At 70.2% G+C, this 26,979-nt stretch carries 29 protein-coding genes; 8 read left to right on the top strand and 21 right to left on the bottom strand.

Annotation, left to right across the window (positions count from 1 at the left end):
• Window positions 1-103: 103 nt before the first annotated feature.
• Both OG802_RS03885 and OG802_RS03880 read right to left on the bottom strand, forming a co-directional pair.
• Window positions 104-493: a hypothetical protein gene (locus OG802_RS03885; protein WP_329407241.1), complete on the bottom strand. Its 390-nt coding sequence runs from the start codon at window positions 491-493 to the stop codon at window positions 104-106.
• A gap of 83 nt (window positions 494-576) precedes the next feature.
• Window positions 577-1,581: a DUF3800 domain-containing protein gene (locus tag OG802_RS03880; protein ID WP_329407240.1), complete on the bottom strand. Its 1,005-nt coding sequence runs from the start codon at window positions 1,579-1,581 to the stop codon at window positions 577-579.
• Window positions 1,582-1,984: 403 nt separating this feature from the next.
• On the opposite strand from OG802_RS03880, the gene OG802_RS03875 reads away from it, so the two are divergent.
• The 4 genes from OG802_RS03875 (at window position 1,985) to OG802_RS03860 (ending at window position 4,247) form a co-directional block, all read left to right on the top strand.
• Window positions 1,985-2,356, top strand: coding sequence for a DUF317 domain-containing protein (locus OG802_RS03875; protein WP_057608361.1), 372 nt, complete (start codon window positions 1,985-1,987; stop codon window positions 2,354-2,356).
• An 81-nt stretch (window positions 2,357-2,437) separates the two neighbouring features.
• Complete coding sequence (locus OG802_RS03870; RefSeq protein ID WP_061334550.1) at window positions 2,438-2,728, top strand: hypothetical protein; 291 nt, start codon at window positions 2,438-2,440, stop codon at window positions 2,726-2,728.
• Between the two features lie 15 nt (window positions 2,729-2,743).
• On the top strand, window positions 2,744-3,562 hold the full coding sequence (locus OG802_RS03865; protein ID WP_329407238.1) for a DUF317 domain-containing protein: 819 nt from the start codon (window positions 2,744-2,746) through the stop codon (window positions 3,560-3,562).
• Window positions 3,563-3,842: 280 nt separating this feature from the next.
• On the top strand, window positions 3,843-4,247 hold the full coding sequence (locus tag OG802_RS03860; RefSeq protein WP_061334554.1) for a hypothetical protein: 405 nt from the start codon (window positions 3,843-3,845) through the stop codon (window positions 4,245-4,247).
• A gap of 90 nt (window positions 4,248-4,337) precedes the next feature.
• Here OG802_RS03860 and OG802_RS03855 read toward each other — a convergent pair whose 3' ends face one another.
• From OG802_RS03855 to OG802_RS03810, 10 genes are all read right to left on the bottom strand, one after another.
• Complete coding sequence (locus OG802_RS03855) at window positions 4,338-5,021, bottom strand: hypothetical protein (RefSeq protein WP_329407234.1); 684 nt, start codon at window positions 5,019-5,021, stop codon at window positions 4,338-4,340.
• 79 nt (window positions 5,022-5,100) lie between these two features.
• Entirely contained in the window at window positions 5,101-5,544 is a 444-nt protein-coding gene (locus OG802_RS03850) for a hypothetical protein (RefSeq protein ID WP_329407233.1), read from the bottom strand.
• Between the two features lie 423 nt (window positions 5,545-5,967).
• Complete coding sequence (locus OG802_RS03845) at window positions 5,968-7,710, bottom strand: relaxase/mobilization nuclease domain-containing protein (protein WP_329407231.1); 1,743 nt, start codon at window positions 7,708-7,710, stop codon at window positions 5,968-5,970.
• Window positions 7,707-8,333 (bottom strand): plasmid mobilization protein, encoded by a 627-nt coding sequence (locus OG802_RS03840; RefSeq protein WP_329407230.1) that lies wholly within the window; start codon window positions 8,331-8,333, stop codon window positions 7,707-7,709. Before OG802_RS03840 ends, OG802_RS03845 begins: the two co-directional genes overlap by 4 nt.
• On the bottom strand, window positions 8,330-8,566 hold the full coding sequence (locus OG802_RS03835; protein ID WP_266405268.1) for a hypothetical protein: 237 nt from the start codon (window positions 8,564-8,566) through the stop codon (window positions 8,330-8,332). Before OG802_RS03835 ends, OG802_RS03840 begins: the two co-directional genes overlap by 4 nt.
• A gap of 85 nt (window positions 8,567-8,651) precedes the next feature.
• On the bottom strand, window positions 8,652-8,843 hold the full coding sequence (locus tag OG802_RS03830) for a hypothetical protein (RefSeq protein WP_057608355.1): 192 nt from the start codon (window positions 8,841-8,843) through the stop codon (window positions 8,652-8,654).
• Window positions 8,840-10,426 (bottom strand): hypothetical protein, encoded by a 1,587-nt coding sequence (locus OG802_RS03825; protein ID WP_329407228.1) that lies wholly within the window; start codon window positions 10,424-10,426, stop codon window positions 8,840-8,842. The genes OG802_RS03830 and OG802_RS03825 overlap by 4 nt, the downstream gene beginning before the upstream one ends.
• Window positions 10,423-11,064 carry a WhiB family transcriptional regulator gene (locus OG802_RS03820; RefSeq protein ID WP_329407227.1) on the bottom strand — a complete coding sequence of 214 codons (642 nt, stop codon included), beginning with the start codon at window positions 11,062-11,064 and terminating at the stop codon, window positions 10,423-10,425. Before OG802_RS03820 ends, OG802_RS03825 begins: the two co-directional genes overlap by 4 nt.
• A gap of 155 nt (window positions 11,065-11,219) precedes the next feature.
• Window positions 11,220-11,936, bottom strand: a complete 717-nt coding sequence (locus OG802_RS03815; RefSeq protein ID WP_329407225.1) for a zinc finger domain-containing protein — start codon at window positions 11,934-11,936, stop codon at window positions 11,220-11,222.
• Between the two features lie 2 nt (window positions 11,937-11,938).
• Window positions 11,939-12,829 carry a helix-turn-helix domain-containing protein gene (locus OG802_RS03810; protein ID WP_329407224.1) on the bottom strand — a complete coding sequence of 297 codons (891 nt, stop codon included), beginning with the start codon at window positions 12,827-12,829 and terminating at the stop codon, window positions 11,939-11,941.
• An 853-nt stretch (window positions 12,830-13,682) separates the two neighbouring features.
• Here OG802_RS03810 and OG802_RS03805 point away from each other — a divergent pair.
• The gene (locus OG802_RS03805) at window positions 13,683-14,150 is read left to right on the top strand and encodes an XRE family transcriptional regulator (protein ID WP_329407223.1); all 468 of its coding nucleotides are present in this window, start codon (window positions 13,683-13,685) and stop codon (window positions 14,148-14,150) included.
• A 322-nt stretch (window positions 14,151-14,472) separates the two neighbouring features.
• On the opposite strand, the gene OG802_RS03800 is transcribed toward OG802_RS03805, so the two are convergent.
• Window positions 14,473-15,849: an IS1380 family transposase gene (locus OG802_RS03800; RefSeq protein WP_329405949.1), complete on the bottom strand. Its 1,377-nt coding sequence runs from the start codon at window positions 15,847-15,849 to the stop codon at window positions 14,473-14,475.
• A 188-nt stretch (window positions 15,850-16,037) separates the two neighbouring features.
• Between OG802_RS03800 and OG802_RS03795 the strand changes: the two genes are divergently transcribed.
• Genes OG802_RS03795 through OG802_RS03785 form a run of 3 tightly spaced genes read left to right on the top strand, consistent with a single transcriptional unit; the run spans window position 16,038 to window position 19,014 of the window.
• The gene (locus OG802_RS03795) at window positions 16,038-16,364 is read left to right on the top strand and encodes a secondary metabolite protein (RefSeq protein ID WP_329407221.1); all 327 of its coding nucleotides are present in this window, start codon (window positions 16,038-16,040) and stop codon (window positions 16,362-16,364) included.
• Complete coding sequence (locus tag OG802_RS03790; RefSeq protein ID WP_329407219.1) at window positions 16,361-17,569, top strand: MAB_1171c family putative transporter; 1,209 nt, start codon at window positions 16,361-16,363, stop codon at window positions 17,567-17,569. The genes OG802_RS03795 and OG802_RS03790 overlap by 4 nt, the downstream gene beginning before the upstream one ends.
• Window positions 17,566-19,014: an amidase family protein gene (locus OG802_RS03785; protein ID WP_329407218.1), complete on the top strand. Its 1,449-nt coding sequence runs from the start codon at window positions 17,566-17,568 to the stop codon at window positions 19,012-19,014. Before OG802_RS03790 ends, OG802_RS03785 begins: the two co-directional genes overlap by 4 nt.
• An 85-nt stretch (window positions 19,015-19,099) precedes the next feature.
• Here the strand turns inward: OG802_RS03785 and OG802_RS03780 are convergent, their stop codons facing one another.
• The 8 genes from OG802_RS03780 to fxlM form a co-directional block, all read right to left on the bottom strand.
• Window positions 19,100-19,948, bottom strand: coding sequence for a hypothetical protein (locus tag OG802_RS03780; protein WP_329407216.1), 849 nt, complete (start codon window positions 19,946-19,948; stop codon window positions 19,100-19,102).
• Between the two features lie 52 nt (window positions 19,949-20,000).
• Entirely contained in the window at window positions 20,001-20,636 is a 636-nt protein-coding gene (locus OG802_RS03775) for a M15 family metallopeptidase (RefSeq protein WP_329416926.1), read from the bottom strand.
• A 106-nt stretch (window positions 20,637-20,742) separates the two neighbouring features.
• A complete protein-coding gene (locus OG802_RS03770) occupies window positions 20,743-21,108 on the bottom strand; it encodes a GNAT family N-acetyltransferase (RefSeq protein ID WP_329407214.1) in 366 nt (121 codons plus the stop codon).
• 159 nt (window positions 21,109-21,267) lie between these two features.
• On the bottom strand, window positions 21,268-21,861 hold the full coding sequence (locus OG802_RS03765) for a hypothetical protein (RefSeq protein WP_329407212.1): 594 nt from the start codon (window positions 21,859-21,861) through the stop codon (window positions 21,268-21,270).
• 9 nt (window positions 21,862-21,870) lie between these two features.
• Window positions 21,871-22,533 (bottom strand): MFS transporter, encoded by a 663-nt coding sequence (locus OG802_RS03760; RefSeq protein ID WP_329407209.1) that lies wholly within the window; start codon window positions 22,531-22,533, stop codon window positions 21,871-21,873.
• On the bottom strand, window positions 22,530-23,738 hold the full coding sequence (locus OG802_RS03755; protein WP_329407208.1) for a bifunctional class I SAM-dependent methyltransferase/NUDIX hydrolase: 1,209 nt from the start codon (window positions 23,736-23,738) through the stop codon (window positions 22,530-22,532). The genes OG802_RS03760 and OG802_RS03755 overlap by 4 nt, the downstream gene beginning before the upstream one ends.
• Window positions 23,739-23,764: 26 nt before the next feature.
• A complete protein-coding gene (locus tag OG802_RS03750; protein ID WP_329407206.1) occupies window positions 23,765-24,634 on the bottom strand; it encodes an NUDIX domain-containing protein in 870 nt (289 codons plus the stop codon).
• Between the two features lie 6 nt (window positions 24,635-24,640).
• Complete coding sequence (fxlM, locus tag OG802_RS03745) at window positions 24,641-26,962, bottom strand: methyltransferase, FxLD system (protein WP_329407204.1); 2,322 nt, start codon at window positions 26,960-26,962, stop codon at window positions 24,641-24,643.
• Window positions 26,963-26,979: the final 17 nt, after the last annotated feature.

Here is a 26,979-nt window from a genome sequence, read left to right as displayed (position 1 = left end):
AGGGGATGCCTGCGGAGGGTGTGGGGTGGGTGGCGGCCGAAGTCACCGCGAGACGGTCAGGCGGCGGGCTGCCGGCCCTGGTGGTCGAGGTGGCAGCGGGCGGTCAGGCGTCAAAGTTGACTTCGGGGTGCGTGAACCGCACGGGCTTGCCCAGCGACCGGGCGTAGGCGATTTCGGCTCGGGTGCTGTCTCCGATGTAGTCGCCGACTACGAGCACCTCATCAGCGAGCCGGATCTTCGCCCGGTGCAGATCGTCGAGTCGAACCTTCAGCGCCTCGGCCTCGACAGGATCGGACCAAAGTTCGTGCGGCGACTTCATGTCACAGCCCGGTTTGACGACAATCTTTCCGGCTTTGGTCTCCCGCAGATCGGCCTCGTTCATCTCGGTCATGAAGCGGGTGGAGCCGCAGATCGCGACGATACGCGGGAGGCTCAACAGCTCCTTCGCGTCGGCGAGCTTCTCCTCGGGGGTGAGCAGTTGCGGGTATGACACTGGTTCCTCCTGGTGGTGTGGTCCAAGGGCGACTCCGACTTCAGGGGAGCCTGTTCAGATCCTGCAGGCACCCCTCGTCGCCATCATGTCTCTGAGCCCTCCACGGGAGCCGGCCATATGCCGTCGATGAGCCAGGGTCGGACAACCGGCTCCAGGCCGCGGGAGAACTGGTCCCCGCCGCCACCTGCCATCCACTGCGCCCACTGGCGCGTCGCGCCCGCAGCCCAGTCCGCCACCTGGAGCTGCGGGTGGTCCTTGCTGTCCGCGAACTCGATGCCGCCCATGAAGGGGTTCATGAACTCGCCCGGCCGCGCGGGATCGGGGAGGAAGTGCACGGTGTGCAGGCGGGTGGTGTTGCGGTCGACTACTTTCGATGCGTCGTGCACCAGGCGGAACTTGCCCAGGGTCTGACCGAACGTGGTGGCGAGGCAGTACAAGCTTGGGATAGCCGGATCCAGCTCGTCCCGATGCCCCTGGGATGCGATCTCCGCTGCGGTCTCGTCAGCGACGGGCCGGCCGTATTCCAGGACCTCCACGTACTCGGCGAACTGCTGGCTTTGCACGGAGGTCTTGAGGGCGGCTATGGCCGCGTACAGCTCGTCGGTCGTGGCCTTCTGCCGGACCCAGTTCACGAACGCCTGGAGCATCCGGTCGTAGGCGTCCGCATCCCCCATGACCGGGCCGGCCAGGTGCAGCATGTTCGCCAGGGCGAGGGTTTCCTTCCCCTCGTACAGGTTGTAGCCGTCCCGGTGCGCCATGGGTTCCACGATGACGTCGACCATCTTGGTCATCACCATGAATCGCTTGTGGACCAGGTACGTCCGCACGCTCCCCTCGGGCAGGCGCGCGAAGGCGTTCATCAGCGCCTTCCGTCCGCCGCTGGAACCCGCCAACGACGTGTACTTCGGCTCGCGCAGATTGCGCGGGAGCTGCCCACGGACCTCGTCGACGATGGAGGCGGCGAGGTAGTCAGGGAGGTGAACCCCGGCCACCGTGAAGACAGGTTGGTGCGGGTCGAGGAGGTTCTGGCCCGAGTTGGCGGACTCGTCGACGTAAACGACGGGGCGCTCCATGGGTGAAGTGGACATGCATGGAGGATGCCCGCCAGCGTCGGGGCGGGCCAGCCGCAGTCGGCGCTGGCACCCGCGGCGGTCGGCTATCCCCTCAACCTCGATCGTGCCGACCGGTGAACATAGCCACAAGGGAAGCAGTTGTCCGCCGACATCGAACCAGGTCCGTGGAGTTCCTTGCCATCCAACGTAGTCGTCGCAGGTCATAGCGGTGGTGAGCGGGGACGGCCTCACCGACGCCCTTGTCAATCAAGTTAGTCGCCGCAGGTCAGCGCGGGGCGGACGACTGGATTCGCTGTCCAAGGACAGCAGTTCGCCGGGGGCAGACAGGAAAGATCGCGGAATGACTGGCCAACGTGCGTGAGGGCATGTCAACCTAGACGACCTTGCAAAAAACCCCAGGTCAGAGAGGTGATTGCCCGTGACCGTAGCGCCCGTGGGCTCCGGTTTCGCTACCACCGTTGAAGCCCTGCGGCTGCGTGAGTGGCAGCTCGGACCCGGCCAGCCCACGCTGGTGATGGACCAGTTCTCCGCAGAGGACTTCCACCTGATTGTGGACGACCGTGCGGACGTGCACGTCAGCTCGAAGGACGGCCGGTTCTACCTCGGCTGGTTCCCGCTCGGCCGTCCCGGTACGGACGGTGAGGGATGGAAGATCGCTGTGTCCGGCACGGCCAAGGTGCGTGGTTACCACCTGTCGTTCGACATCGAGACGCCGGCCGACATCGTCGCCGCCGCCGTGGCGCGTGTGCTGGAGACCTCACGTCGTGTACGACAGCGCGCCCACGAGTAATTCTCGCCCGGGCGGCCGGTCAGATGTCGGGCCCCGCCCTTTTCGCCGCTCACTGTTTCCGCTCACCCCAGGAGGCTGTTCGTGACGACCCCGGAGATGACCGTCGGTGATCTCATCGACCTGCTGTCCGCCTGCGACCGGGATACTCCGGTCCGACAGGCCATGAACCCCTTCTTTCCGATGGCGCACCGCCTGGCGCAGGTCGTGCAGTCCGTGGATGAGACCGGCCGGACCGTCGTCTACCTCGCCGAGGGGCGGGACGAGGACGCACAGCTCGGACATCTGCCGCCCGAGGTCGCCATCGCCCTGACCTGGCAGGGCCCCGTCCAGGCACCCCCGCGCCGCCCCCGCCGCCGTGCCGGCGGCAACTAGACCCGCACCGACCCCTTGGAGGCGCCCCTGTACCCCGACTTCCCGCCCGACCCGTCCATTCCGCCCGGCGGCCAGCCCGCGTTCTGGGTCGGCCCCCGGCATCTGGCCGGTGACGACGGGTGCCTTTACGACGGCGTTGCCGACACGCTCTCCGGTCTGGGCTGGACGAGCCTGACGATTGTCCGCGGACGTCATGAGCCGGACGAGGAACCCCAGGACCGCCAGGTCCTGCGCAGCACCGTTCTGCACATCAGCTCCGACACCCTCCGATGGGCGCAGTGGAGCCTGGCGGACGAGCCGTTCCACCTGGGAGACCTGCCGATCGCCTCGCAGATCTCCGCCCGCGCGGACACCAGCAGCCCGCTCGCGTCGTGGTCGTGCTACTTCACCACCGACGTCCCAGGCGAGGCTGTGGCCGACTTCCTCGTCGCGCTCGACGCCCGAGACCAGCCCGCCGTGCCGTTCGCCGGACCCGAACTGGTCCTCGACGCCGTAGCCGCACACGGCTGGCTCCGCGACATCGACCAGCCCGACGCGGCAGCGACAGACCCGACGTTCACCTCGCACATCAGCCTCGGCGAGGTACCGCCCCTCATCCAGGACGCCGACCCGCGCGCCCTGACGACCGAGGCCGACGAGCCAGGACCAGTCGGATGGCAGGCATGGGCCGAGCCCGCGCTCGGCGCCCCCTGCCTGTGGGCGGCCTCCTTCGGAGCCAGCGCCCCGCACGACCTCGTGGCAGCTTTCGCCACTTCCCTCAGCTCGACCGCACCGGTCCTGCGCCGGGTGCTGCCCGAGGCCACCCGGGAGCGACTGCTGCGGGCGTCGGCCTAGCCATCGACGGCGCACCTAACCAGACGGAAGAAACCCGGTCCCCGAACAGGGGCCGGGCTTCTGGTATTTCCCTCCGGGGCTCGGGCGAGCCATCGAGTCGGAGGACGGCGACCGGGGCGACGAGTACAGGGTGTCGGGCCTGCCCGGCACCGGTGATCGTCTCCGGCCCCAAGGCGGGGAAGTGCGGTGAAGCGGGGGTCTGCTCGGTGTATTGAAGCGGATCGGGTGATGTCGGTTGATTGCCTGACAGGTAGCGGCTGGGTCCGATAGATGTGTGCACATGGACGACTCCACGCCTGGTGAACGCACTCCCGCAGATGGCGAGCCCGCGCCCTCTGACGAGAAGTCGAAGAGCTGGTACGCGAAGCACAAGCCGAAGATCCGCGTCATGGGCGGCGTGACTCTGAGCGTAAGTCTGGCCGTGGTCGCTTACCTCGCAAGGCAGGGCTCCACAAGGCATGAGGTCGAGGACATCGCGGATTACGAACCGGCCTCCGACGATGAAGCTACGGAGCAGCCTCGCCAGTCCTCGCCTGCCCCTGACCGCGACCCCTTCCTCCGAAGGCTCCCTCCCGGGCAGCACGCCAGCGAAGAGGCCAAGGCGAGGTATAGGGAGTTGACGGGGAACGAGCTTCCTGACGGTTACACCGTGGTTCGCCGGTGGATGTACGGAACCGCAGCCTGACCATCGCACTGGTGTCCGTCAAAGCGGAACAAGCACAGCACTGCTGCCCGCGACCGTCCTGGTCGGGGGCAGCAGTGGTGTCGGGGCCTGTCAGCTGGCTGCCGTGGCCTTGGTGAGGGCCTTGTCGAGGTGGTGGTCGACGAGGGCCGGGGAGCCGGAGACGATCAGCAGCAGGCTGCCGTCGCGGATCGCGGTCTGCTTGACCACGGTGCTCCGTCCTCCGGCGGAGAACGTCAGGAGCTGGCTCCACTGCTCGTCACCGAGGCCGTGGGGCGCGGGCAGCTTCTGCGAAGCGATGTCGATCGGGGTGCCGCCCGCGACGACCTGGTAGGTAGGGCATCCGGTCATGGCGTCGAAGATCCGGCCGATGCCGTCGGACAGCTTGGTCGCGCCGTCGCTGTACAGCTCCTCCGAGAACTCCGAGGAGCTGCCGCCGTAGGTGAAGGCCGTCTTCGCTTTGCGGGGGAAGGTGAGCGTGGCGCCGGTGGCCGCGTCGCCGCCCAGTTCGCTCAGGGCTGGGCAGCCGATGACGGTGACGTCGTCGTGGTGGGCGGGGCGCTCCGGATTGCGCAGGTAGCCGCTGCCGAGGTCGCGCTGGTCGAGCAGGCGCGTCTCCAGCGCGGCCGACGTCAGCGGAGCAGCCTGGGTTGTGTCGGCCGGCGACCCGGTACGGGCGGTGGCGTGCTTGGCGCCGGTGGTGTCGGTGGAGCAGGCGGACACGGTGAGGAGGGCGGCGGTGATGCCGAGGACGGTGGTGGCGACGCGAACGCGCATGACGGAACTGACCCCTTGGTGCTGGACGATGGGTGGTCAGTGCGGGCCCGGGGGCCCGGTGGGGTCGTAGGAGTGGAGGTCAGTGCCCGAGGTGGCGCAGGCATTCCTCGAACGTGGCGTGCGTCGCGTCCGCCGGTCCGCGGTTCCGGTTGAACCAGGCGGTGTCGAGGCGGGTTTCCTGCTGCTGGTGGCCGACCCGGCACCGCAGCCAGATCTGGTCGCGGGTGGAGAGGATGAGCCAGTCCCGGTACGCGCCGCACTCGGCGCAGGCGACCATCTCGCCGTCGAGGACGAGCGGCTGCTTCCACGGCATCATGGTGCCGTCGACCTGGTCGTGGCTGGGTACCCGCAACTCCGGCGGAAGGAAGTCGTCCACCACCGCGGTCGGCTCGATGTGTTCCGGCTCGGCCGGCGGCACCCCGATCCCGGGCGGGACCTCGTTCTGCAGCCGCGCCGACAGCTCGAAGAACCGTCGCTGTTCCTCGCTGGGCTCCTTGGCCCGGCGGCGTATTCGCTGAAACACCCTGGCGTCCTCCTGTGCCTCGTCCTGCTCGCTTCATGATCGTGCCGTACGCCCCTGGCGGTTTCAATTCACAAAGTCCACAGTCGCCTTCGAGCAGGTCATCAGGCGTTTTCCGCCTCCTGGGGGCGCGGATGACGAGTGGGCACGGCGCGTGTCTCCGAGCGGATGAGTGCTGTCCCCTCGGCGTGCCCGAACACGCCACGTCGGCTTCGACCGCCCAACTTCGCGTCGCCAACTGGCTCGAGTCGCCGCACCTGCGCCCTTGCGTTCCTCCTGAGTGTGCGCAGCGCCCGTGACCCACAACGCGGGCCTGAACGCCGCCGGGGTCCGCTGTGGCGTATGGCCATGCTGGGTCGCGAGCGGGGCGGTGGCGGTACGCCTGCTCCTGGTCGTGCGCTGAGGCTGCACCCCGGCTGGCAGGGCTCACCGGGCTTTGCCCGATGTCTCCTCCCCGCTGCGGCGGCGGCCGGGCGCGGAAGTCTGGGTGGCCGTCCTGCGCGTTGCGGACTGGACCCCAGCGGCGCCGCTCTCGGACAGGGGCGAGGCGTCGGCGGGCAGATCGGCCGTCCGCCGCATCCGCCACACCAGCACGTCGCTCACCGACTCCGCGGTGCCGAGTTCACGACGCCCGACCGCAGCGGACAGAAGAGCGGCGGGATCGTGGCCGGCGGCTTCGGCTTCCGCGATGGTCGCGGCCAGGGCGTACCAGCCGGGCTCGGCGAGGATCCGCTCCGCGAGCCCCGGCAGCGCTTCGCGCAGCAGCACGGTCCGCCGCTGGAGCACCGGCCGGCTCAGACGTCGGCCCCGCTGGTAGAGCACGCCGAGCGGCTGAGCGGCGGCGGCCCGGTAGGCGGTGCGCAGATGCCCGGCCGCCTGGGCGGCGGCTTCGGCCTGCTGGGCATGGCCCTTTCTCGCGTGCCAGTGGGCGGCGGCGGTGATGAGGAAGAACAGCATGTCGATCGCCATCGCGGTGGTGGCACCGTCCTCACCACGGCCGAGGGCGGGCCCGCCGTGGACGAGGTCGCGGGCGGCCTGCCGCATCGCGCGGTCGTGCCCGCGTACGGCGCGCACGTGGGAGCGGGAGGCCCGCTCGAACGCTGTTGCGGCGTCTCGCAGTTCGCGGCGGGTGTGTGCGGCGGAGGTCTTCGCGAGCGCGTCCAAGACCTCGCCGGCGGCGGCGATGTGGGCGGCGGCGACCGCGTCGTCGCCGTGCTCGACGATGAGCACGGCCTGCCACGCGGCCGATGCCGTCCCGCGGCGGGCGGAGGCCGGTGCACCGGGCCCCGTACGGACCATGTCCTCCTTCCGTGGAGTCGGCTCGGCCCCGGTGCCGCCGGACCAGCGCTCCCGGATCCGGGGCAGCGACAGGTCGGGGGCCAGGCGCGCGCCGGGGTAGAACACCGGCTCGCCGTCCTTGTTCAGGTCGTCGGGCAGAGCGACCTTGTATCCGAGGAGGTCTCCGGAGGGCGCGGCGCGCTTACGGATCAGGAGACCGGCGGCGGCGAGCCGGTCGAAGAACTCCTCGTCACTCCTCGCACCGGACACCGCGCGCCGTACCGTCTCGCGCAGCTCCTCGCGGGCGGTGCGCTCGCGACCCTGGCGTTCGGCCTTGTGGCGTTCGGCGCTGGTGGGCCGCTGGGCGGCGGTGCCGTCGCCGGAGGCGACCTGGTGGAGGCCGAGTTCCTTCTCGATGAGGCGGCACTCGGCCTGGGCGCGTTTGCCGGAGCGGAAGTCGTCGGGGCGGCTGCCGTCCTCGCACACCAGGGTGGCGACGATGTGGATGTGGTCGTCGGCGTGGCGTACGGCGGCCCAGCGGCAGCCGGGCTGCCCGTCGCCGGGGTCGATGCCGGTGGCGGCCACGATCCGCCGGGCGATCTCACCCCATTCCTCGTCGGACAGGATCCGGTCGTCCGCCGTCGCGCGCACGGAGGTGTGCCAGACGTGCTTGGCCGGGCGGGCATGCTTCGGCAGGGCCATCACGGGCTGGTCCAGGAGCTGCTGCAGGTCTTCGAGGGTGGCGTTCGGGTCGCGGCCGGGGTCGGGGGCCATGCCGTCGAAGGAGGCCACGAGGTGGGGGTCGGTGTGGTCCTCGTACTTGCCCGTGTCGTAGAGGTACTTGAGGAGGCCGAAGGTCCGTGATCCGAGGTTGTTGACGCTGGGGATCATGCGCCGTGGCGTTCGATCAGGCGTGTGGCGGCTGCATGCGCGGTGTCGGCGGCCCGCCGTACGGCGGCGACGGCCGCATCGAGCTGGGGAGCGTCCGCGCCGGAGTTGAGTGCCTTGACGGCCTGGTTGAGGTTGCTGCCGGCCCAGCCGAGCCGACGCCGGCTGTCGAACAGGGCTGTGATCACTTCGCGTTCGTCGGCTATCTCGGCGCTGGTTCGGTCGAGGTCGCGGGCTGCGGCGAGCGCGGCGCGGGCGAGGAACCCGGCGACGGACAGGTTGCATCGGGCGGCGGCGGACTTGATCAGCGCGAACTCTTCTTCGTTGAAACGAGTGTTGGGCTGGTGCAGGCGCTTCGTGGCGCGAGGCTGACGCGGACGCTGACGAGCGCGCACAGCGCGCTCGCGGTGGCTGCGGCTCTCGGTCGGCCTCTTCTCCTGTCCCGGCTTCGATCCGCCCTCGGTCGAAGCCTCCTGGACCTGCGCCCCCCGGTGCAGGTCCTCCCCGTCCCACTTGGGGGCGGGGTTGGCGGAAGCTACGCTTCCGCCCCAACTTGCTCGCCCCGAGACCGAGTTGGAGTCGGGATCAGGTTCCGGGGCGGTGCCGTTCTTGCGTGCGTTCGTCATCGGGATTCGGGCCTCGTGGAGCGGGTGCGCTGCTGGATGGTTGCGGCCAGCGCGAGGACATCGGCCGGGCCGGCAAGGACGCCGACCGGTCCGTCGGGCCGGTCCTGGACGAGCCACTGCCCGGTCGGCGTGAGGACGACGGCGTGTAGGAGTTGCTGGCGGACCAGGACGTCCGCCCAGGCATCGGCCTCGGTGACGGTGGGCTCGGAAGAACGAGGGGGACGCGGAATCACGGCGTACCTCCTAAGCGGGACGGTGGCCCGGCACGGAGCCGGGCCACGTTTGCGGATACGTGCTTTGAGCTGGGGTTTTGCCGGTTCAGCCGCACTCGGGGCAGCGCCCGACGTGGCTGTTGAGCGCGCGGGCCATCCGCTGTTTCGCGGAGGCAGCTTGCTTCGCGCTGGACTTCGCTGCCGGCCTGCCCGCGTGCCGCTCGGAGTGAGCGAGCATGAATCCGATCTCTCGCTCGTACTCCGCGCGGACGGTGTCGAACTGGTGGCAGGTCTTCATCGGGCGGTGCTCCTCGTCGTCGTGATGTCCTCGTTCCGCAGCTCCTGGAGGACGAGGCCGAGTCGGTCGTTCCCGACACCCGTCAGGCCCTGGCGGCGGATGATTTCGCGCAGCTGCACCCGGGTGATCGCTCCGTTGCCGTCCCGTTCGAGCAGGGCGGGAACGTGGGGGCGTACCTCGTGGACAAGCTGGCGCTCGGACTCGCCCAGCTCGCGTGCCGGGCGCTCCGTCTGCGGAGAGCGGGACCGGGTACGGTTGTCCTTGTTCTTCGTCCGGGACTTCCTGGCCGGCTTCCGGCGGAGTGGGACCTTGTGTCCTCGGTCCTGGGTGGTCTCGGTCCCGGACTCGGTGGCGGTCGGTCCTCGGTCCTCGGTGCTCTCGGTCCCCGACTTCGCGAGGCTCGGTCCCCAATGAAAATCTGGGTCCTGAGCTGCTACTTCTCGCGCGTTGCGGTCGGTCCTCGTGGCCGCTGTGTCCCGCGCTGCGGCTTCTGGATCGGCGGGACCGGTCCCCGGGACCGCGCCGTCTTCAGGGGAATTGGTCCCCGCGGTCGCTCCCGTTTCGTCGCCCTCGGTCCCCGCGCCGACCTTGGCTTCCGGGTCTGCCTCCTCGGGGATCGGTCCCCGAGGAGTCCTCGGTCCCCGGTCCGGGACCGGCTCGTCGGAACCGGGGACGGGGACCGGCATATTCGATGTCGGCTGTGCGGGGACCGTGGCCGCCGATGCGCTGCTGTGCGCAGGGGACCAGGGAGAAGGGAGCGGGACCGTGGCGAGCGCGAGCGCGTGTCGCCGGGCGGCGAGCTGGTCGAGCAGCTGTGCCCGCTGGAGGGGGTCGGTGCCGACCGAGGCCCTGCCGACCGCCTTCGACAGGCGTCGGGTCAGCCGCCGGCCGCGACGGTTTCGCTGCTGCTCGGGTGTGCGCTCGGCGAGGCGGGCGGCGAGGGTGACCGCACGGGCGGTAGCCCGGTCTCGGGTGATCTGCGCGGCGTCGCGGTCTCGCGCGGCGATGCCCAGGCGGGACAGCAGCCGCTCGCGTGCCTCCCGGCCCAGGACGGCGATCAGTCCGTTCGAGGCGGCGCCGGGGGTGCGCAGCCGCAGTTCGATGCCCATGGCCAGGTGCCACAGCATCGCCGCCATGACAGGTCCGACGAAGGCCCGGACGGTACCGCCGATGGGGCCGCTCTCGGCGTAGGCGGGGATCACCTGCACCGTGGTGATCACCCAGACCAGCGTGCCCGGCAGTCCAGGGGCGCCCTGGACGGCGAGGTTCTGCCGGGCCATCAGCGCGGTGGCGAACAGGGCGAGTTCGGCGGCGGCGAACATGCCGGCTCGCTCGGCGGTGCCGGCCATGTCGAGGTAGTCGGCCGCGAACCGCCACGAGGTGTCGGCGCTGTACGCGGTGCAGCCCAGGGCGGCGACGGCGGCGACCTTGACCGCGGGGCCGCCGAGACGCTTCTGCGAGCGAGATCCCCAGCGCCGGATGGTCCAGGCGGTCAGCACGAGCGCGAGGGCGGCGGGCACGACGGCGGCCAGGAGGAGAGGTAGGTCCGAAGTGGCACCGAAGGCGAGGACGGGGTGGGTCATGCTGCCTTTCCGAGAGGGGCGGGCGCCGGGTTCGACGCTGCCGGGCGGCCTGTCGGCTGCTGAGTGACGGGAGCTGCGGGCGCGGGGGTGCCCTGGGGCTTGGGGGCCTTCTTCCGCTTCTTCTTGGGGCGGGGCACGCCGTAGTTGCGGTCGCGGTCGAAGACCTTGTTGGCGGCCTGCCGGAGCAGGTCACGGGCGTGCTTGGGGCTGATCTGCAGGGCGGCGGCGAGCCGGTCGGGCCGCCAGCCCCGGACGTAGGCGTGGTCGATGGCGACCTGCCGCTCGGCCTCGGTCAGGTGCACATCGCGTCCCTGGAAGAAGGCGGTCACGCGCCGGTAGTCCAGGCGCTGGTGCAGGTTGTCGTGCAGCGGGCGCCGCTCGGCTTCGGTCAGGCCGCCCCAGATGCCTTCCTTGAGGACGTTCTCCAGGGCGAAGTCCAGGCACTCGCGGCGTACGGGGCACCAGCCGCACAGCTCCTTCGCCTCCGCGATCTCCTCGTGGTCCCGAGGCCCGGGGAAAAAGACGGTTTCGGCGTCCTCGACGTCCATGCCGTGGCACGCTCCGCGGGTGTGCCAGCTGGTGTCTCCGATGCCGCGCAGGCCCGTGGCCGGGGCGTCGTGGGTGGTGATGTGGCGCAAGGCGGGTCTCCGATGTGCTGCCGCGCCGACCGACGGGCGCGTGCTCGGCGGGTGCGGCGTCGGGTGCCGGCTGCGGCGCGTGCGCCGCAGCCGGTGCGGGACGGTGGCGTCGGGTGGCGGTGCAGCGGACGGGGTGCACGCGCCGGGTACGCCGGTCAGGTCAGGGCGGCCTGCTGGGCCTGCTCGGGGCGCTGGGCCTGCAGGGCGGCGGCGAGGTCGAGGCGGCCGGGGTGCGGGGTCGCGCGCGGGGCGGTTCCACGAGCTCCGCTGTCGGGACCGATCCTCCGCCGACGGCACGGCTCGCCGGGCTGGGCCAGGCACCACTCGCACCGCACGCTCAGGGCGTCGGGCTGCCCCTGCGCGACAGCGGCCTCTCGGGCTGCGCGGGCGGGACGGTAGGGCGCGAGGGCCGCTCGGGTGGCGGGAGGTATGCAGGAGCCGATCTCCCGCAACCGCGCCTCCAGCTTCGGGTCGACTCCGTCGCGACCGCTGGTGATCGCTCGGGCCTGCGCGGGCTGGGCGGTACCGGCGGCGACGGCGCGGCGGGTGCCGGCCAGCTCGGCGGTCCAGGCGGCCTGGTCGTCCGGGTCGACGGACGGTGTCGGGTCGGAGTGCCTCGCCAGGCGGTCGCGACGGTAGCTCTCCCAGGGACGGGCCAGGTCCGCGGGCAGGATCTGGTACGGCGAGGTGCGGATGTGCTGGCGGGCTGCAACGCGGACGTCCCAGCCGTGCGGGGTGGCCATCGGCACGTCGCCGAGCAGTTCGTGCCACTGGGCGAGCTGGTCCCGCGCCTCGCCTTGGTCGGTGCGGATGGTGCGGGGGTCGAGTCGGCCGATGTAGGCCAGCAGAGCGGCGATTTCGCGGCGGTCCACGGTCAGCCCTCCGTTCCGGTCGGCTCGTCCAGGGCGGCCAGCAGGGCGGCGGTGTGGGCCTGCGTCCGCGTCATGCCCCCCGGTGCGGCGGTGTTCTTGCCGGGCACGGCGTAGAGGTTCGGTCGGCTGGGGGCGTGCTCCCGGGCGACCCAGGAGCGCCAGTCGGCAGCCCAGGCTTCCGCCGCCCTCGGGGTGTGGCCCGCCCGGTGGGCACGCCACTTCGCGTCGGCGGCTCGCAGACCCTGCTCGCCGAGGCGGTCGAGGTGTCCCTGCTGGCGGGCCCAGGTGTGGGTGGCGGGGTCGACCTGCCACTCGGCAGCCGAGAGGACGGCAGCACCACTACTGCTGTACCTCCGGTTCAAATCAGGTTCACTACGGTTCTGTGTGCCGGTAGCCGGTACATCGCCGTGCCGGTGGCCGGTACGTCGCTGTGCCGGATTCCGCCTCGACCTGCCGGTTTCCGGTACTGCCGGTTTCCGGACCCTCGCGGGGGATTCCGGCACCTCACGCGGGCGGATTCCGTACCGCCGCAGAGCCGAGAGCCGGAGCTTCGCGGGGCCGGCGGGCTCCTCTGCCACCGCCATGTCGCTGCCCTCCTGCTGGCACTGGGTCTGGGCGACGGCTTCGGCGGCGAGAGGCATGCGGTAGACCGTGCTGCGCTGCGGGCCGACGAGGTCGTCGAGCTGTTCCAGCTCGCCGGCCAGGAGCAGGCGCTCGACGGCTTCGCGCACCGTGGAGACCGAGGCGCGGGTGCGCTTGGCCAGGCTGGACAGCGAGGCCCAGGAGATGCACTGCTCGTCGGCCACCCGGTCGGCGATCGACAACAGGACCAGGCGCGCGGCCCCTCGGCTGGAGCTGTGCTCCCACACCCACTCGCGGGCTTCGCTGCTCATCGGCCGCTCCCGAGGAGCGGGCGGGTCAGGCGGCTCGCCGGGGCCAGGATGGTGCGGTCCGGCTCGGGGCGCTGAGGCGCCGAGGTGGAGGTGGCTGCCGCGCAGGCCAGGCGGAAGGGCCTTTTGCGCAGGGCAGGAGGCATGCGATACTCCCATTTGCAGTGTTGCCACGCTGGTGCGCCCGTCGGAAGGACTCAGCGTGGTGATGGTGGGCAATCGCCGCCCTTGCCGGGGCGGGTATGCCGCTTAGCGTTCGGCGTCCGTGAGTTACCGCTCCCGGGCGCCGTCGCTGTTTGCGGACCTTCGCGGTCCGGTCCGTGCTCGCGGTCTCCTCACGTTCGTCGCCGCAGGCGGGCTGCCCGGGGACGACGAACATACGCACGGACCCGCGTCAAGATCCAGACTTGGTCCTTAAACTCTGTACTGGTTGCAGAGAGTCACCGAATGATCGGGTGCCGCAGCTGTCCGCACAGGGCCTGCCGGGGTGCTTCCTTGCGTTGAAGCACACCGTTGCGGCGGTTGCCCCGTACGCCGAGAGCGTGCCATTGTGTCCGAATTGGAGCAGGAGTCTGGCATTCCCCGCAGCAGAAATGCGATGTGGATGAGGTGTTTCCACGGTCGCCTCCGCGCTTTCCGATCGAAGATCAAATACGGCCTGCCAGACGCGACGTATGTCGCTGGACGAATGTGGCTTGCGCCACGTCGCCCCGCGTACTCCTGCCGGTAGAAACGGACAGGCCGACCTGAAACGGGCGGTACGTGCCACGCGGAAACGTGCTGGTGAGGAAGAACTTTCCATACGCGGGATCACGCCGTCAACTCATGTTTATGGCGAGGTAGGGTGGCTGAAGTGATGACGAAGTCCACCCAGGAAAGGATCATGAAAGAGTCGACCGAAGGTCAGGTGAACCCCAAGGGGCTCATGGATCGCCTTAACCGCCTGTTCGACACGGTGCACCCGCCCGACCGCGGCCCCTTCAGCAACGCTGAAGTGGCCGAACTCATGGAGAAGCGTGGGCTGGGCAAGCTGTCGGCGCAGTACCTGTGGCTTTTGCGGACCGGGCAGCGCGATAACCCGACGAAGCGTCATCTCGAAGCGCTCGCAGGGTTTTTCGGTGTGGATCCCGCTTACTGGTTCGATGACGCCGTCGCCGAAAAGACAGTGCAGGAGCTTGAGTTGCTCGCACTGCTTCGCGACGCAAAGATCAAGAACGTTCTTCTTCGCCTATCCGACGTCTCGGCGGACGGAAAGGATGCCGTCCTGGGAATCGTCGAGAGCGTACGAAAATCCGAGGGGCTGCCACCCTCAACTGGCGTGTAGAACGGCCATAGTTCAGTAAGTGATCAAGGAAAAGCAATGTGGTCCGCACGTAGGCTGCGCCGGCCCGACCTCTTGGCCGAGCTGCAGCTCCCGCACGTCACCAATATCCGCGATCTCAGCGACGAGGTCTCTCGCCGCACGGGAAGAACGGTGGTCCTAGCCTCGAAGTTTCGTGACGGGCCGCCGACGGAGTCGGTGGCCCGTTTTCGTGCCGTGAGTTGGGGGTGGGCAGGCCGAGGGCCCGAGTGTCGTCTCGGGGCGGCGCCGGGTTCCACTGCTCCGGGGAGTGAAGGGCTGTCGTAGGGATGGGTGAATCCGCTGGTCAGCCGGGGTTCGGCAGGAGTGCGAGCCGTTCGAGGGCGGCGGTGATGTGGCCGGTCCAGGGCCAGTGCCGGGCCAGGCGGAGGATCCGCTGGCGGCCGGTGGTGACGAGTTGTCCGGCCGCGGTGAACAGGCGGAGCCGCAGGCGGCGGGGCTCCCAGAGCCTGGCCTTGCCGGTGAGTGCGAGCATGGGCATCCAGGCCAGCAGGTCGAGGGCGATCTGGACGATCTCGAGCCAGACCTTGTTCTGGGCTGTGGTGTGCAGGGGCAGGTTGCGCAGGCCGGTGGCCCGGGCGGCCCGGATCCGGTCCTCGGCCCGGGCCCGCAGCCGGTGGCGGAGCTCGAGTTCGGCGATCGGCCGGCCGGCGGTGTTGGTGGCGAAGCACGTGATCCGCATGCCGTCCGCGTCCGTGATCCTCAACTGGGCTCCGGGGTGGGGTCGTTCCTTTCGGACGATCAGTCGCATGCCCTCCGGCCAGCCGTCCAGCAGCTTGCCGGTGAGCTCGGCGACCCAGGCCCCGTCACGGACCTCACCATTGGTCTCGACGGCCGCCGTCCAGGCCGGGGCGGGGACCTTCAGCACGTGTTCGTGGATCGCCTCGGTGACCGTCATGCCGACCGAGTAGGACAGCCATCGTCCTCGCCTGGCGAGCCAGGACACGAAGTCGTGGGTGCCGCCGGCGGAGTCCGTGCGGATCAGCGTCTGCCGCCCTCGCCGGTAGCGCTTGGGCAGCTGGGCCAGGGCGAGCTGGGCGGTGGTGATGTGGTCGGCTGCTGTGTTCGAGCCCGCGTTCCCCGGCCTGAGGAGGGCCGCGACCGGCTCGCCGGTTCCGCCCGGGCCGTGGTCGACGAAGGCTGTCAGCGGATGGTGGCCGTAGGTCTTCTTCCAGGTCGCGGCCGCGTCCTCCTTGTCGGAGTGCGCGATCACGAGGACGCCGTCAAGATCGACGACGACCTGACCATTGGTGTCCGGGGCATTCTCACCGGCCAACGACCAGACACGGTCACGGACTTCGGAGCGTGCGGACCGGATCGCCTGCAAAGCTTTCTCGCCGGAGGCGGCGAGGGTGTCGATCAGGCGGGAGACGGTCGGGTCGGAGGCAACCGGACCGAAGACGGCCGGCTCGGCCCGCAGCATGGCGACATCCGCGAGGCAGTCCCCGCCCAGTGCGACCGCCAGGGCGACATCCAGGAGGACCTTACCGGGATCGTGGACGGCCCGCGGCTTGCGCCACGGCGCCAGAGCTGCCGATATGACCTGGTCAAGACCGGACTTGCGGGCCGTTTCGACGAGCAGGACCGTCCCGGCCTGGGAGACGACCTGGCGGCCGTCGTCCTGGACGCGGACACGGGGATAGGACCCGATAGAGTGCTTCACCTGGGAAGTGCCTCCGGCGGTGGCAGGAACAAGGACCTCGACAATCCTCATTCTTGCTGGTCAGAGGCACTTTCTGCTTTCCTGACCGCCTGCCGGACAGCCCGCTTCATGAAAGCGCGAGGCTAGTGCCCCGAGAGCAGGCGCCCTCGGTGTGCGGGGCCTGCGCCGTCACGGAGAGTGCCGTCCATGTGTTCTACGACCCACGGACCAGCGTCCTGCACCAAGACCACATCATCGCCCACGAGTTCAGCCATCTGCTGCTCGGCCATCACGAGAACCGCCCGGCGTCCGCGCTCTCCTCAACGGTCTTCACCAGCGTCGGCTCAGCCACCGTGCAGATGATGCTGGGCCGCACCAAGTACGACGAGGACGAGGAGCGGGACACCGAACAGCTCGCCTCGCTGCTTCAGCGTCAGATCATTGACCGGTGGCTGCGCAGCGACGAGTCCTCCGGGGATGAAGTGCAGGACCGGGTCACACACACGCTGCTGCGCCGACGGGAGGCCCGGCCGTGAAGGACCTGCTCCACCCGATCAGCCTCGTCGTCGCGACTCTCGGCTTCCTCTGCCTCCTGCGGGACGTGCCCACCCGGCGCCGTGACCCCGCCTCGGCCGCGCTGGCCGCCGTCTTCCTGCTGTCAGGGCTCTCGTTCCTGTTCTCCATCACGCCGATGTGGAACTACCTCGACCGTGTGCTTGGCACGGTCAACATCTCCGTGCCCCTCGCGCAGGGCTGCGTGGTCGCGCTCCTGGCCTGCCAGCAGGTGGTCCTCACCTACTGGGGATCCCCGCCTGAGGCAGCCCGCCGGCGCAGTCGCCGCTGGCTCTGGGCAGGCTTCGCGGTGATCGCCGGGCTACTGGTGCTGTTCGCCCTGCTGACGCCCAGCGCGCCGCACCCGATCGACTTCACGCTCTACTACGCGCACGACGACTGGTACGCCGCGTACCTCACCCTGTACGTCACGGCCTACACCATCGGCGAAGTCTTCCTCGCCCGCGCCTGCTGGCGCCTGGCCCGCCGCAGCACTCGCGGGTCCGTCCGCGTCGGCCTGCGCATCGTCGCCCTCGGCGCGACCGTCACCCTCGGATACAGCGCCGTCCGCATCGGCAACGTGATCGCCGGTGCCTTCGATACCTCCCTCGCGGAATGGGAGGGCTTCGCCTGGACCTGCGGCGATGTCGGCGCCATGCTCACGCTGGTCGGCTGGCTTGTGCCCACGATCAGCGACCAGGCCCAGAGCGTCCGGTACCGGATCAAGCAGTACCGCAGCTACTACGGCCTACGCCCCCTGTGGCTGGCCTTCTACAGCGAGGCCCCGGAGATCGAGCTGCCGATCGACAGGGTTGACCCGGCCCAGAGACGCCGCTTCCGGCGCATTTCGATCCGGCTCTACCGCCGAGCCGTCGAGATCCGGGACGGCCGCTTCGTGATCCGCCGGTACCTCGACGCCTCCGTCCGCGAGGCCAGCGAAGCCCGTCACCGAGCCCGGGGGCTTCACGGACAGGAGCTTTCCGCGGCCGTCACGGCGGACCAGATCCTCGCCGGAATCGCCGCCCGGGCCGCAGGCGCCCGCCCAGAGCCTGACCAGCTCACCGAGTTCGCCGACTCCGAACGCCAGACCACCAGGCCCATGGACGACATCTACGCTCTCCTCGACGTCGCGCGCCACCTGCCCCGCCAGCCCGCACGAGCCCCCCACCTTGAGCGAGTCTCCGCATGACGAACGACCTCACCCATCAGCCCGCCCACGTCCAGCTTCAGGCACTGGACCGCGGCGAGATCTCCAGCCGCGAACTGCTCGACCTCCACCTCGCCCAGATAGACGCCAGCCAGATCAACGCCGTCGTCACCCGCGACGACAGCGCGTCCCGCGCCGCCGCGCACGCGGCCGACGAACGCCGCGCCCGCAACAAGAGCACCGGCATCCTCGACGGGCTTCCCCTCACGATCAAGGACAGCTTCGAGACGGTCGGCCTGCGCACCACCAGCGGCGCCGAAGACCTCGCCGACCACGTCCCCGCACGCGACGCCGACGCGGTCGCCCGGATCCGCTACCAGGGTGCCGTCATCATGGGCAAGACCAACACCCCGGCGTACTGCCAGGACCTGCACACCGACAACGCCCTGTTCGGCCCCACGCTCAATCCGCACGATCCTAAGCGCACCACCGGAGGCTCCTCCGGCGGCCCCGCCGCAGGAGTCGCCGCATACCTGACCCCCGCCGACCTTGGAAGCGACCTCGCCGGCTCCCTGCGGCTCCCCGCTCACTACTGCGGCGTCTACGGCCTGCGCCCCACCCACGGACTCGTTCCAGCCCGCGGCCACATCCCCCGACCGCCGGGGTGGATCACCAGCAGCGACATGGTCACCCCCGGCCCCCTGGCCCGCCACCCCCGCGACCTCGACCTGCTCCTCGCCGCGCTGACGACACCGTCACCCGACGAGAACACCCCCTGGAGCGTCACGCTGTCCACGGCGCAGCGCCCGCTCGGCCACCTCCGTGTGGCGGTGTGGGCCGACGACGCAAGCGGCCCCGTCGACCGCAACACGGCCGACGCTCTCGCCGCCCTCGAAGGGACACTCGCCTCCGCCGGCGTCAGTGTCCATCGCACCGCGGGGCCGGTCGGCTTCGCCGAGTCCCTCCGCCTCTTCGAGCAGCTCCTCCACGCCACCACGACGGCCACCACCGACGATGACGCCGGAGCGGCCGAACTCGCCGCCGCCCGTGACCTGCACACCGACGACGCGAGCCCACGGGCCGCCATCCTCCGCCACCGCACGCAGACACACCGCACCTGGCTCCGCGCCAACGAGGAGCGCCTCCGCCTCCAGCAGACGTGGCACCGGTTCTTCGCCGACGGCCAGTACGACGTCCTCATCACGCCCGCCGCTCCTACTGCGGCAATCCCGGCCGGGAGCCGTTCTCTCACGGTCGACGGCGTCGAACGGAGCTTCTTCGAGCAGACCGGCTGGGCCAACCTCACCAGCCACGTCGGTCTGCCCAGCCTGGTCATGCCTATTTCGCACGGCGCCGACGGCCTCCCGATCGGGGTGCAGCTCGTAGGACCGGCCTATTCGGACCGGACCTTGCTCGTGATGGCCGAGCACCTGGCGCCCCTGCTCGGAGGGACGGTCGAGGGTGTCATCGCACCATGGAGCGGATGACCTCTGCGTCAGCGTTGTAGGTGACTGCGCCTTCAGCGTCGGTAGGCGGTTCGAACCGAGCGAAGGAGTCGGCACTCTGGGCGGCTCACGCCCGGGGAACGGCCACGCCGGTGAGTGATGCGGCATGGAGCCTGAGCGGAGTAGCCAGTTCCGGGTGACCGCCGCGGTGCGCGACTTGCAGGAGCTGGCCCACGGCGACGAGTTCGCCGACCCGGCCCTCGGGCGAGTTCAGCGTGCTGTGGAACTCCTGGCGGATCCGGCGCGCGGTGGCAGGGCAGGTGAGGCTGTAGGCGTGCAGGAGGCCAGCGTCGAAGCCGGCCGGCATGCGCCCCCAGCCCTCCCAGTCGAGGAGCACCAGCGGTGGCCCGGTGATGTTCGCCCAGTGCAGGTCGCCATGCCCGGTCTGGGTGGCGGTGATCTGGACCGGTGGGATCCCGAGGAACCGCCTGAAGCTCTTGTCGACCCATCCCTGCCGGACGGAGATCCGTGAGGTGGGCGTCGTCGATGTGTGGGCGAGCGCCTTCTTGAGGTCGCGCCACCACGCGTCCGGAAGGTCCACCTCGCGTGTCAGCACGGGGCCGCGGGCCTCCAAGGGCCGGGTGGAAACGTACTCGGTGAGTTCCGCCTGGTAGGCGTGTTCGCCGGCTGTCCAGTCCAGCACGTGGTGCAGGGCTGGGCGGGGGACGCCGCGGGGCAGTGCCGCCTGCGCGGTCGCGGTCCCCTCCCACAGATGCCCGCCCTCCTTCTCCAGGGGCGAGCAGAGCAGGCGGAGCCAGTACCGGTCGGCCCGTCTGCTGAGTGTGCGTCCCTGCCAGCCCCACACGAAGGAGCCGGAGGCCGTGACGTTCAGTGCGCGGGCCGCCGCGGCGTGGGCGCGCACCATGCGCTCGTGGTCGATGCGCTGGGCTGGGGCGGTGAATACGGCACCCGTCATCTCGGGCTTCCTTCCCGGATCGTTACTGTCCGGCAACCGTGGCGCCTGCGGCTCAGGCGGGGTCGCGTGGGCCGTAGAGGGCTGTCTGCTGACTGGAGTGGAGCGCCCAGTACCGGTCTCCGTAGCTGAAGTGCCACCATTCCGTCGGATAGTTCACGAAACCGGCTTCCGACATGGCGCGGCAGAGCGTCTCGCGGTGAGCGCGAGCCCTTGGGTTGATCGGTTCCGCGTGGGTGTAGCAGTCGCCGCCGCTCTCCTCCGGGGAGGCGTTCATCCTCGTGCCCATGTCCACTTCCTGGCCGTCCTGATCGGCGAGGGTGAGGTCGACAGCCGCTCCGGCACTGTGCGGCGCGATCTGCGGCGGAGAGACGTAGCGGCTCGCGGCCTCGTGGATGAGACTGTCGCTCCAGCCCGGGTTCGCGTGACGCAGCTCGGTCGCGTACTCCTGGAAGTAGGCGCGCTGGAGCGTGGGGGGCCGGTAGCCCTCGACGATCAGCAGCCGGAGCCCTGACGGCAAGAGCTGCTGGGCGTGCTGGAGGCGGTCGAGAGCCCCCTGGCGCAGGTGCGCGTAGTGGCCGTTCGGGTCGTGCTTGCGCTCATCGACGAGGAATGCGCCGGATACACGGATATCGACGAGGTCTTCGCCGCAGTCCTGGACGGGGATGGCCGCGACGCGGGGGTCGGACATCAGGACGATGCTCAACTGCTGCTCCCTGGAGTGGGTGTGTCGGACGGTGGATAGCGGTGGCACGATGCTGTCGCGCGCCCGGAGGTGCTCTCGGATGGGGAGCGGGTCAGGATGTCCCGGGTGAGGACGGTGCTGGGAAGTGGGTCATGCGCATCAGTGCGGGGTTGCTCGCGAAGCCGAGGCCGGCATACAGCGGTGCGGAGCCTTCACTGGCGTAGAGCTCGCAGAGGGTGACGCCGTCTCGTTCCAATCGGTCGAGGAGGGCGGCGAGGGTGGCTTTGCCGCATCCGCGGCGTTGGAAGGCCGGTTCGGTGGCGACGGCGTGTATGTGTGCCGCGCGGCCCTTGGCGTAGTTCGGGGCGGGCAGTACAGGGTGGATGAGGCCGAGCGAGCAGGATGCGAGTCCGCTGGTCGGGGCGTCGATGACGTAGGCGCGGGCATCGCCGCCGGGCGCCAGCCGCTCGGCCAGCATCGTGGCGCAAGGGGGCTAGCCAGTGATCGTCGAGAGGCTCGGACAGGATGAGGTCGGAGCGCAGGCGGGCTATCTCGGCGGCGTCATCCGCGGTGGCCATGTGTGCGCGTTCCATGGGTATCTCCTTGTGGTGTGCGGCCCGGGTCCGGGTGGGCTTGGTCAGGCGGTAGGGGCGAGGCGCAGGGCGCGAATTGGTGTGAGGGCGAGGCGTATTGGTGTGAGGGCGAGGCGTATTGGTGGCAGGAGGAGCAGGCATGCGCCGATGGCCAGGGTGGTGCGCAGGCCCAGGGTGGTGCCGGCGTAGCCGGCGAGGAGGGCGGCGAAGGGGCGGAGCCCGAACGCGGTCCATTGGCCGGTTGCTTGCATGCGGCCTTGCATGTCGGGCGAGCAAGCGTGTTGGCGCACGGTGCGCTGGGTCAGTCCGTGGGTGACCGCGCCGAAGAGCTGCGCGAAGAGTCCGCAACCGATGGCGAGCTGTCCGGCGGCCCCCGGGTGGGCCAGCAGGAGCGGCAGTTGGCTGACCGGGGCCAAGGTCAGCGCGCTGATCATGACGGGGCCCGCTCCGTAGCGATCCGTGAGGCGGGGTGTGGTCAGCGAGGCGAGGAACCCTCCGCTCGCCCCGATGCTCAGGACGAGGGCGAACACCTGCGGTGACCAGTGGAGTTGGCGGACCAGGAACACAATCCAGATCGCGTTGGTTCCGGCCAGGACGGTGGAGGTGATCGCGTCCGTGGTCACGAGCGGGCCGATCACGGGGTGGCATCAGGTGTAGGCGAGGCCGGCCCGGATCTCCCGGCGCAGTGACGGGGTTTCTGCGCGCGGGTGCGGGGCGGCCTCGGGGGTGCGGATGCGCAGGGTGCACCAGGCGGTGACGAGGTAGGAGGCGGAGTCCGCGACGACCGAGCGGGCGGCGCCGATCACTCCGGTCAGTGCTCCTGCGAGGGCCGGGCCGCCGATGTCGGCCAGAGTGTTGGCGCTGGCCAGTTTGGCGTTGGCTTCCAGAAGCCGGTCCGTCGGCAGGAGCTGGGGGATGTAGGACAGGCTCGCCGACATGCCCACCACATGGCAGGAGCCGACCACGAAGGCCGCCCCCCACAGCTGGGCGAGCGTCAGCCTGTCGCAGGCGGCTGCCAGGGGAATGGATCCCATCACCACTGCGCAGACCAGGCTGGTGGCGACCATCAGGGGGCGCTTGCGGACGCGGTCGCACCAGGCTCCGGCCGGCAGTGAGAACAGCAGGGGCGGCGTCTTCTGTACGGCTGCGAGGATGGCGGCTTGCCACGTCGTGGCGTGCAGCGTGATGACTGCGACCAGTGGGATGGCCACAGAGCTGAGCGAGGAGCCGAGCACGTCGCTGGCCTGGCCCGTCCAGTAGAGGCGGAAGTCGCGGTGCCGCCACAGGCTCGTACGCGGGGGCGGGTTCATGTACCTGCGCGTCCCGAGTCGGACGAGGGTGTCGTATGGCGGACGTAGGGGGTGAAGTGCGCCGGGGGATGGTCGATGGGCAGGTCGGGGCGCCAGGCGGCGAGGATCTGGGCGCTGCACTCGAACAGTCCGTCGGGCAGTTCGTCGAGCGGCCACCAGGCCCAGTCGCCGATGCTCTCGTCCGGCTGGGTATCGGGTTCACCCTGCCAGGCGGTGACGAGGGCGCCCACGGTGACGCGTACGACGTCTCCGACGCGATCGACGAGGGTGCCCAGGAGGGTGACGTCCTCGGGACGCGCGGACAGGCCGGCCTCCTCGGCCAGCTCACGCACGACCGTCTCCTCCAGTGATTCGCCGGCCTCAACGGATCCGCCCGGCAGCTCAAGGGTGCCGCGTTGGTGGCGGCCCAGGAGCAGACCGCGGGCGCCGAGGACAATGGCGCCCACGCCGATCGCCGCGTGCGGGACGGGCGGGCGATGCGTGCGGGGGCGGCTGGTGATCTGCGTGGGGAGGAAGGTTCTGCGCCGGGCTTGGATGAGCTGGCAGATCACGGGGTTGTCCGGCTCGGGCGCACGGAGCTGAGTGATGGCCTCCACCGTGAATCCGTAGTCCGTCAGGAGGTCTTCCCACACCTGTGCGGTCAGTACCCAGGTCTGCAGCGGTAGCGGCTCCATTCCCTTGAGGCCGACCGTCTCCTCGCGCGGGGCCACGGTGGCGGAGGGACCGTGGCCGTGCCAGTTGGTGTGCAGCGTGGAGAAGACGAGCGGGGCGCCGGGGAGCAATCCGTCGCGCAGCGCGGGCAGTGCGATGTGCGGGTCGATTCCGGCGAGCGTGCAGATGCCGTACGCCGCGTCGTACGGCTGCGCCTGCTGAAGGTGCTCGATCACGTCCGCGTTCAGGAACCGGACGCCGGGTACTTCGCCGAAGTGTCCGGTGGCGCGTTGATGTTGGGTGGGCGAGAGTTCGACCGCATCGACGACTGCGCCGTGGGCCTGAGCGAGGTGGACGGCGTAGTGGCCGGCTCCGGATCCGATGTCCAGGACTCGCTTTCCGGCCAGTGGGCCGAGCACGTCGTCTCCGGGGCCGACACCGTCCCAGAAGCCCCAGCGCAGCTGTTCGGGTAGGGGCGGCATGTAGGACCGGTCGAGCTGAAACTGGCCGTAGGCAGTCCAGGTCTCGGGGTTGGGGGACGCCTCGACGGACATGGAAACTCCAAAGGGGAGGGGTGGGGTCAGGCGGGACCGGTGACGAGGTACTGCGGGCCGCTACCGGCGCGAGCCCGTTCGACGGCCTCCAGGCGGGCGAACGCCTCCTTGCCCATCAGGCGTCGCCACTCGTCGAGGCCGTGGATCGCCCAGAGGTCGTGCTCGGCCGGATCGAGGCGAATCTGCCGCAGCTGTTCAGCGGTGAGGGTGCCGCCGTCGAAGATGAAGCCGATCTTGCCCATGGGCCAGCGGGGCCCGGGGTGGAGGTAGTGCGTCAGCAGCAGACGGAGCTGGCCCCGGCCGAGGTGGAGCCCGGTTTCCTCGGCCGTCTCGCGGCGCGCGGTCTCCAGGGGATCCTCGCCGGCATCCGTGTTCCCGCCGGGAAACTGCCAGGGTCGACCGCCGTACACCGAACGCAACTGGACGGGCCGATCGTGGTCGTCGCGTACGTAGAAGCAGCCGTACACCGTGTGGTGCGGAACGGTCTGGACGTACGCCTCGGCGGACAGGGACATGGGCTGCCCCGCGAGTGCCGGCCGGTGGTCGAACTCGATCGCGAGCGGCCCCAGCGCCTCCCTCTCCGGCGGGTAGATACGGCGCAGGTTGACGAGCTGCTCCGCGCGAGTGCTGTCAGGGTCGATGCGGGCGACGTCCTCGGCGGCGAGCAGCTCGGCGAACGAGGCGTACGGCGTGATCCGGGAGGCCCTCACGTCGAGTTCGCGCCCCGACTCTTCGCCGTGGAACACAAGCACGTCGCCGACCGCGACGCCTGTTATCCGGGGCGTGCGCACCCGGACTTCGATGGTCTTGCGGCCGGATTCCACCTGGGCGTAGTAACGCTCGTACAGGCCCAGCCGGTGCTGCGGCTCGACCGGGTCGGGTACCGGATCACTCATGGGCGCTCACCTTCTCCGGTTCAGGGCCGGGGTGTCGGCGGCGTCGGAGCGCCACGTCCACACGAGCCGGCTGTGGGTCTTGCCCAGCACGTGGCCTGCGGGCAGCTCGGCGTCCGGGGTTCCGGCAGGATGCACTTCCAACTCGGGGTATCCGTGCGCTCGTTCTCGGATGTCCCAGCGGCGTACGGCGGCCGCGAGCTGTTCGGCAAGAGCGGGCCCGGATGGACCGAAGCCGTGGGCCAGGAACTCCGAGCGGCGCTGATCGGGTGTGGGGCCGTCCTGGACGAGGATGTGGGTCAGGTAGGCGAGGGAGCCGTCGGCTGTGATCGCGGCTGCGTCCGAGCCCTTGGGCAGTGCGGTGATGCCGCTGTCCCTTTCACGGTTGCGGGCGAGGCGGCAGAAGCCGGGCAGCGTGGTGGCGAGGAAGAGCTGCAGAGTTTCGAACGACTCGTTGCCGGCCATGCTCACGCCCGTGGCCACTTCGTTGCGCGGGCCCGCGAGGGCATCGTCCAGACCGGTGGTCTCGGCGGGTACGCCGTCGGGAAACTGCAGTTGCGGTTCGCCCTCGGCGAGGTCGACGGTGGGGACCGTGCGGGCGGCGGGCCCGCGGTCGCGGACGAACCCGCAGAATTGGAAGTCCGTGGCACGTAGCACCGGGCCGTGCTTTTGGAAGGCGATGGCGCGGGTGTAGCCGTGGACTTCCAGCGGGAGCACGAGATAGCGGCCGTCGGCGAGCTGGTCGCGCCAAGCGGGGGCGATGTCCCAGCAGTTGTAGGTGATCACCGAGGCGTCGAAGCCGCCGCGGGGCATGTGCTCGGCTGCGCCGTCGCTGGCAGAGCCGAGCACTGCGGTGACGCGACCGCTGCCGGCCTCGGCGGTCAGCCGCCGCGTGCGGCGCACGACATACGGGGCGAGGTCGACGGTGATTACGCGCCCGGCCGGGCCGACAATGTGCGCAATCAGCTCGGCGTTGTAGCCGCCCGAGCCGCCCTCAAAAACTGTCATCCCCTCAGCCAGACGCAGGTGCTCGGCCATGTCGGCCTGGAGCCAGGCCGCGGACACGGAACTGGTCGCCTGGGCGAGGTCGTTGTGCTCGGTGACCACGGCCAAGTCGCTGTGGTAGGCGGTCCGCAGCGGGCTCTCGGGGGTGTAGCGGTGGCGCGGCACCGCACGCAACGCCTGCTGGACCGGCAGGGAGGGGGCCCAGCCACCGGCGATGACCCGGTCAGCCATGCGCTCGCGCCGCTCGACCGCCTCTGGCGATTCGCCGGGCACGGGCGGGCAGGTGTTGTCGATCGGATACATGTGCGCGGAGGGCACGTACGGCAGGACCCCCGGCCAGATGAGGTCCAGAGCCCGTGCGGAGGTGGCGGACAGGCGGTCCAGACGGCGCAGGGTGTGCAGCGGTCGCCAGTCCACGTGCCCGAACTCCTCCGGCTTCAGCGGCTGGACCTGCTCGCTGTGAGCCGAGATGCGGACCACGACGCTCGTCCGCGCCAGGCCCTCCGGGGCATCGAGGTGCACTCCGAGGACGTGCGCGTCGGCCGGTTCGGCCGTCACGCCGGTCTGCTCGGCCAGTGCGCGCACCGCCGTGTGCTCAAATCCTTCTCCTGGCTGGGCCAACGCGCCGGGCAGTTCCCATCCCTGTTGCGAGCGGCCCAGAAGGACGCGGCCCTGGGCGTCGGTGACCACGGCGTGCACCTCGGCCACCGAAGTCGGCTGCAGGGACGGTGTGTTCGTGATCTGCACGGCGGGCTTCTTCAGCCCGCGCAGGACCAGGACGGCCATGCCGTTCGCGTCGAAGCGTTGTGCCTGGTCCCACATGCTCATCAGGTGGGCGACCTCGTCCTCGTCGAGGGCGATGGCCCGTCGTTTGGCTGGGGTGGTCGCGACGAGCGGTGTGATGACGACGAGGGCAGCATTCTTGCGCAGCCGCCGGCCCAGAGTGCGGGTCAGGCGCGTGCGGTCGCGCAGGAACGCGTACACCATCCGCAGGACGATCAGGTCGTAGCCGTCCGCCTGCAGTTTCGAGAGGTTGGCACGCTCGATGTCCAGGTGCTGCCAGCGGACGGATCCGTAGGAGGGATCGTCGAGGTGCGCGTCGGTACTGGGGAAGGCGCCGTTGGCCCAGTCCACGGCATCGACGGCGTAGCCCATGGAGGCCAGGTGCAGGGCGAGTTCTCCGGTCCCGCATCCCACGTCGACTGCTCGGCCGCCGTCGGGAGCAGACACGTGCTGGGCGAGCAACGATCGCTCGTCGTCGTCCAGGGGCCGGTAACGGCGGCCTTCGGCGTAGCCGCGATTCCATTCATCTTGCGTGGTGAACAACGGCGCATCCTTACGGC

The organism is Streptomyces sp. NBC_00704, assembly GCF_036226605.1.
Classification (GTDB): Bacteria; Actinomycetota; Actinomycetes; order Streptomycetales; family Streptomycetaceae; genus Streptomyces.
The sequence above is the reverse complement of the archived record's forward strand: the minus strand, read 5'-3'. Positions and strand labels throughout refer to the sequence as shown.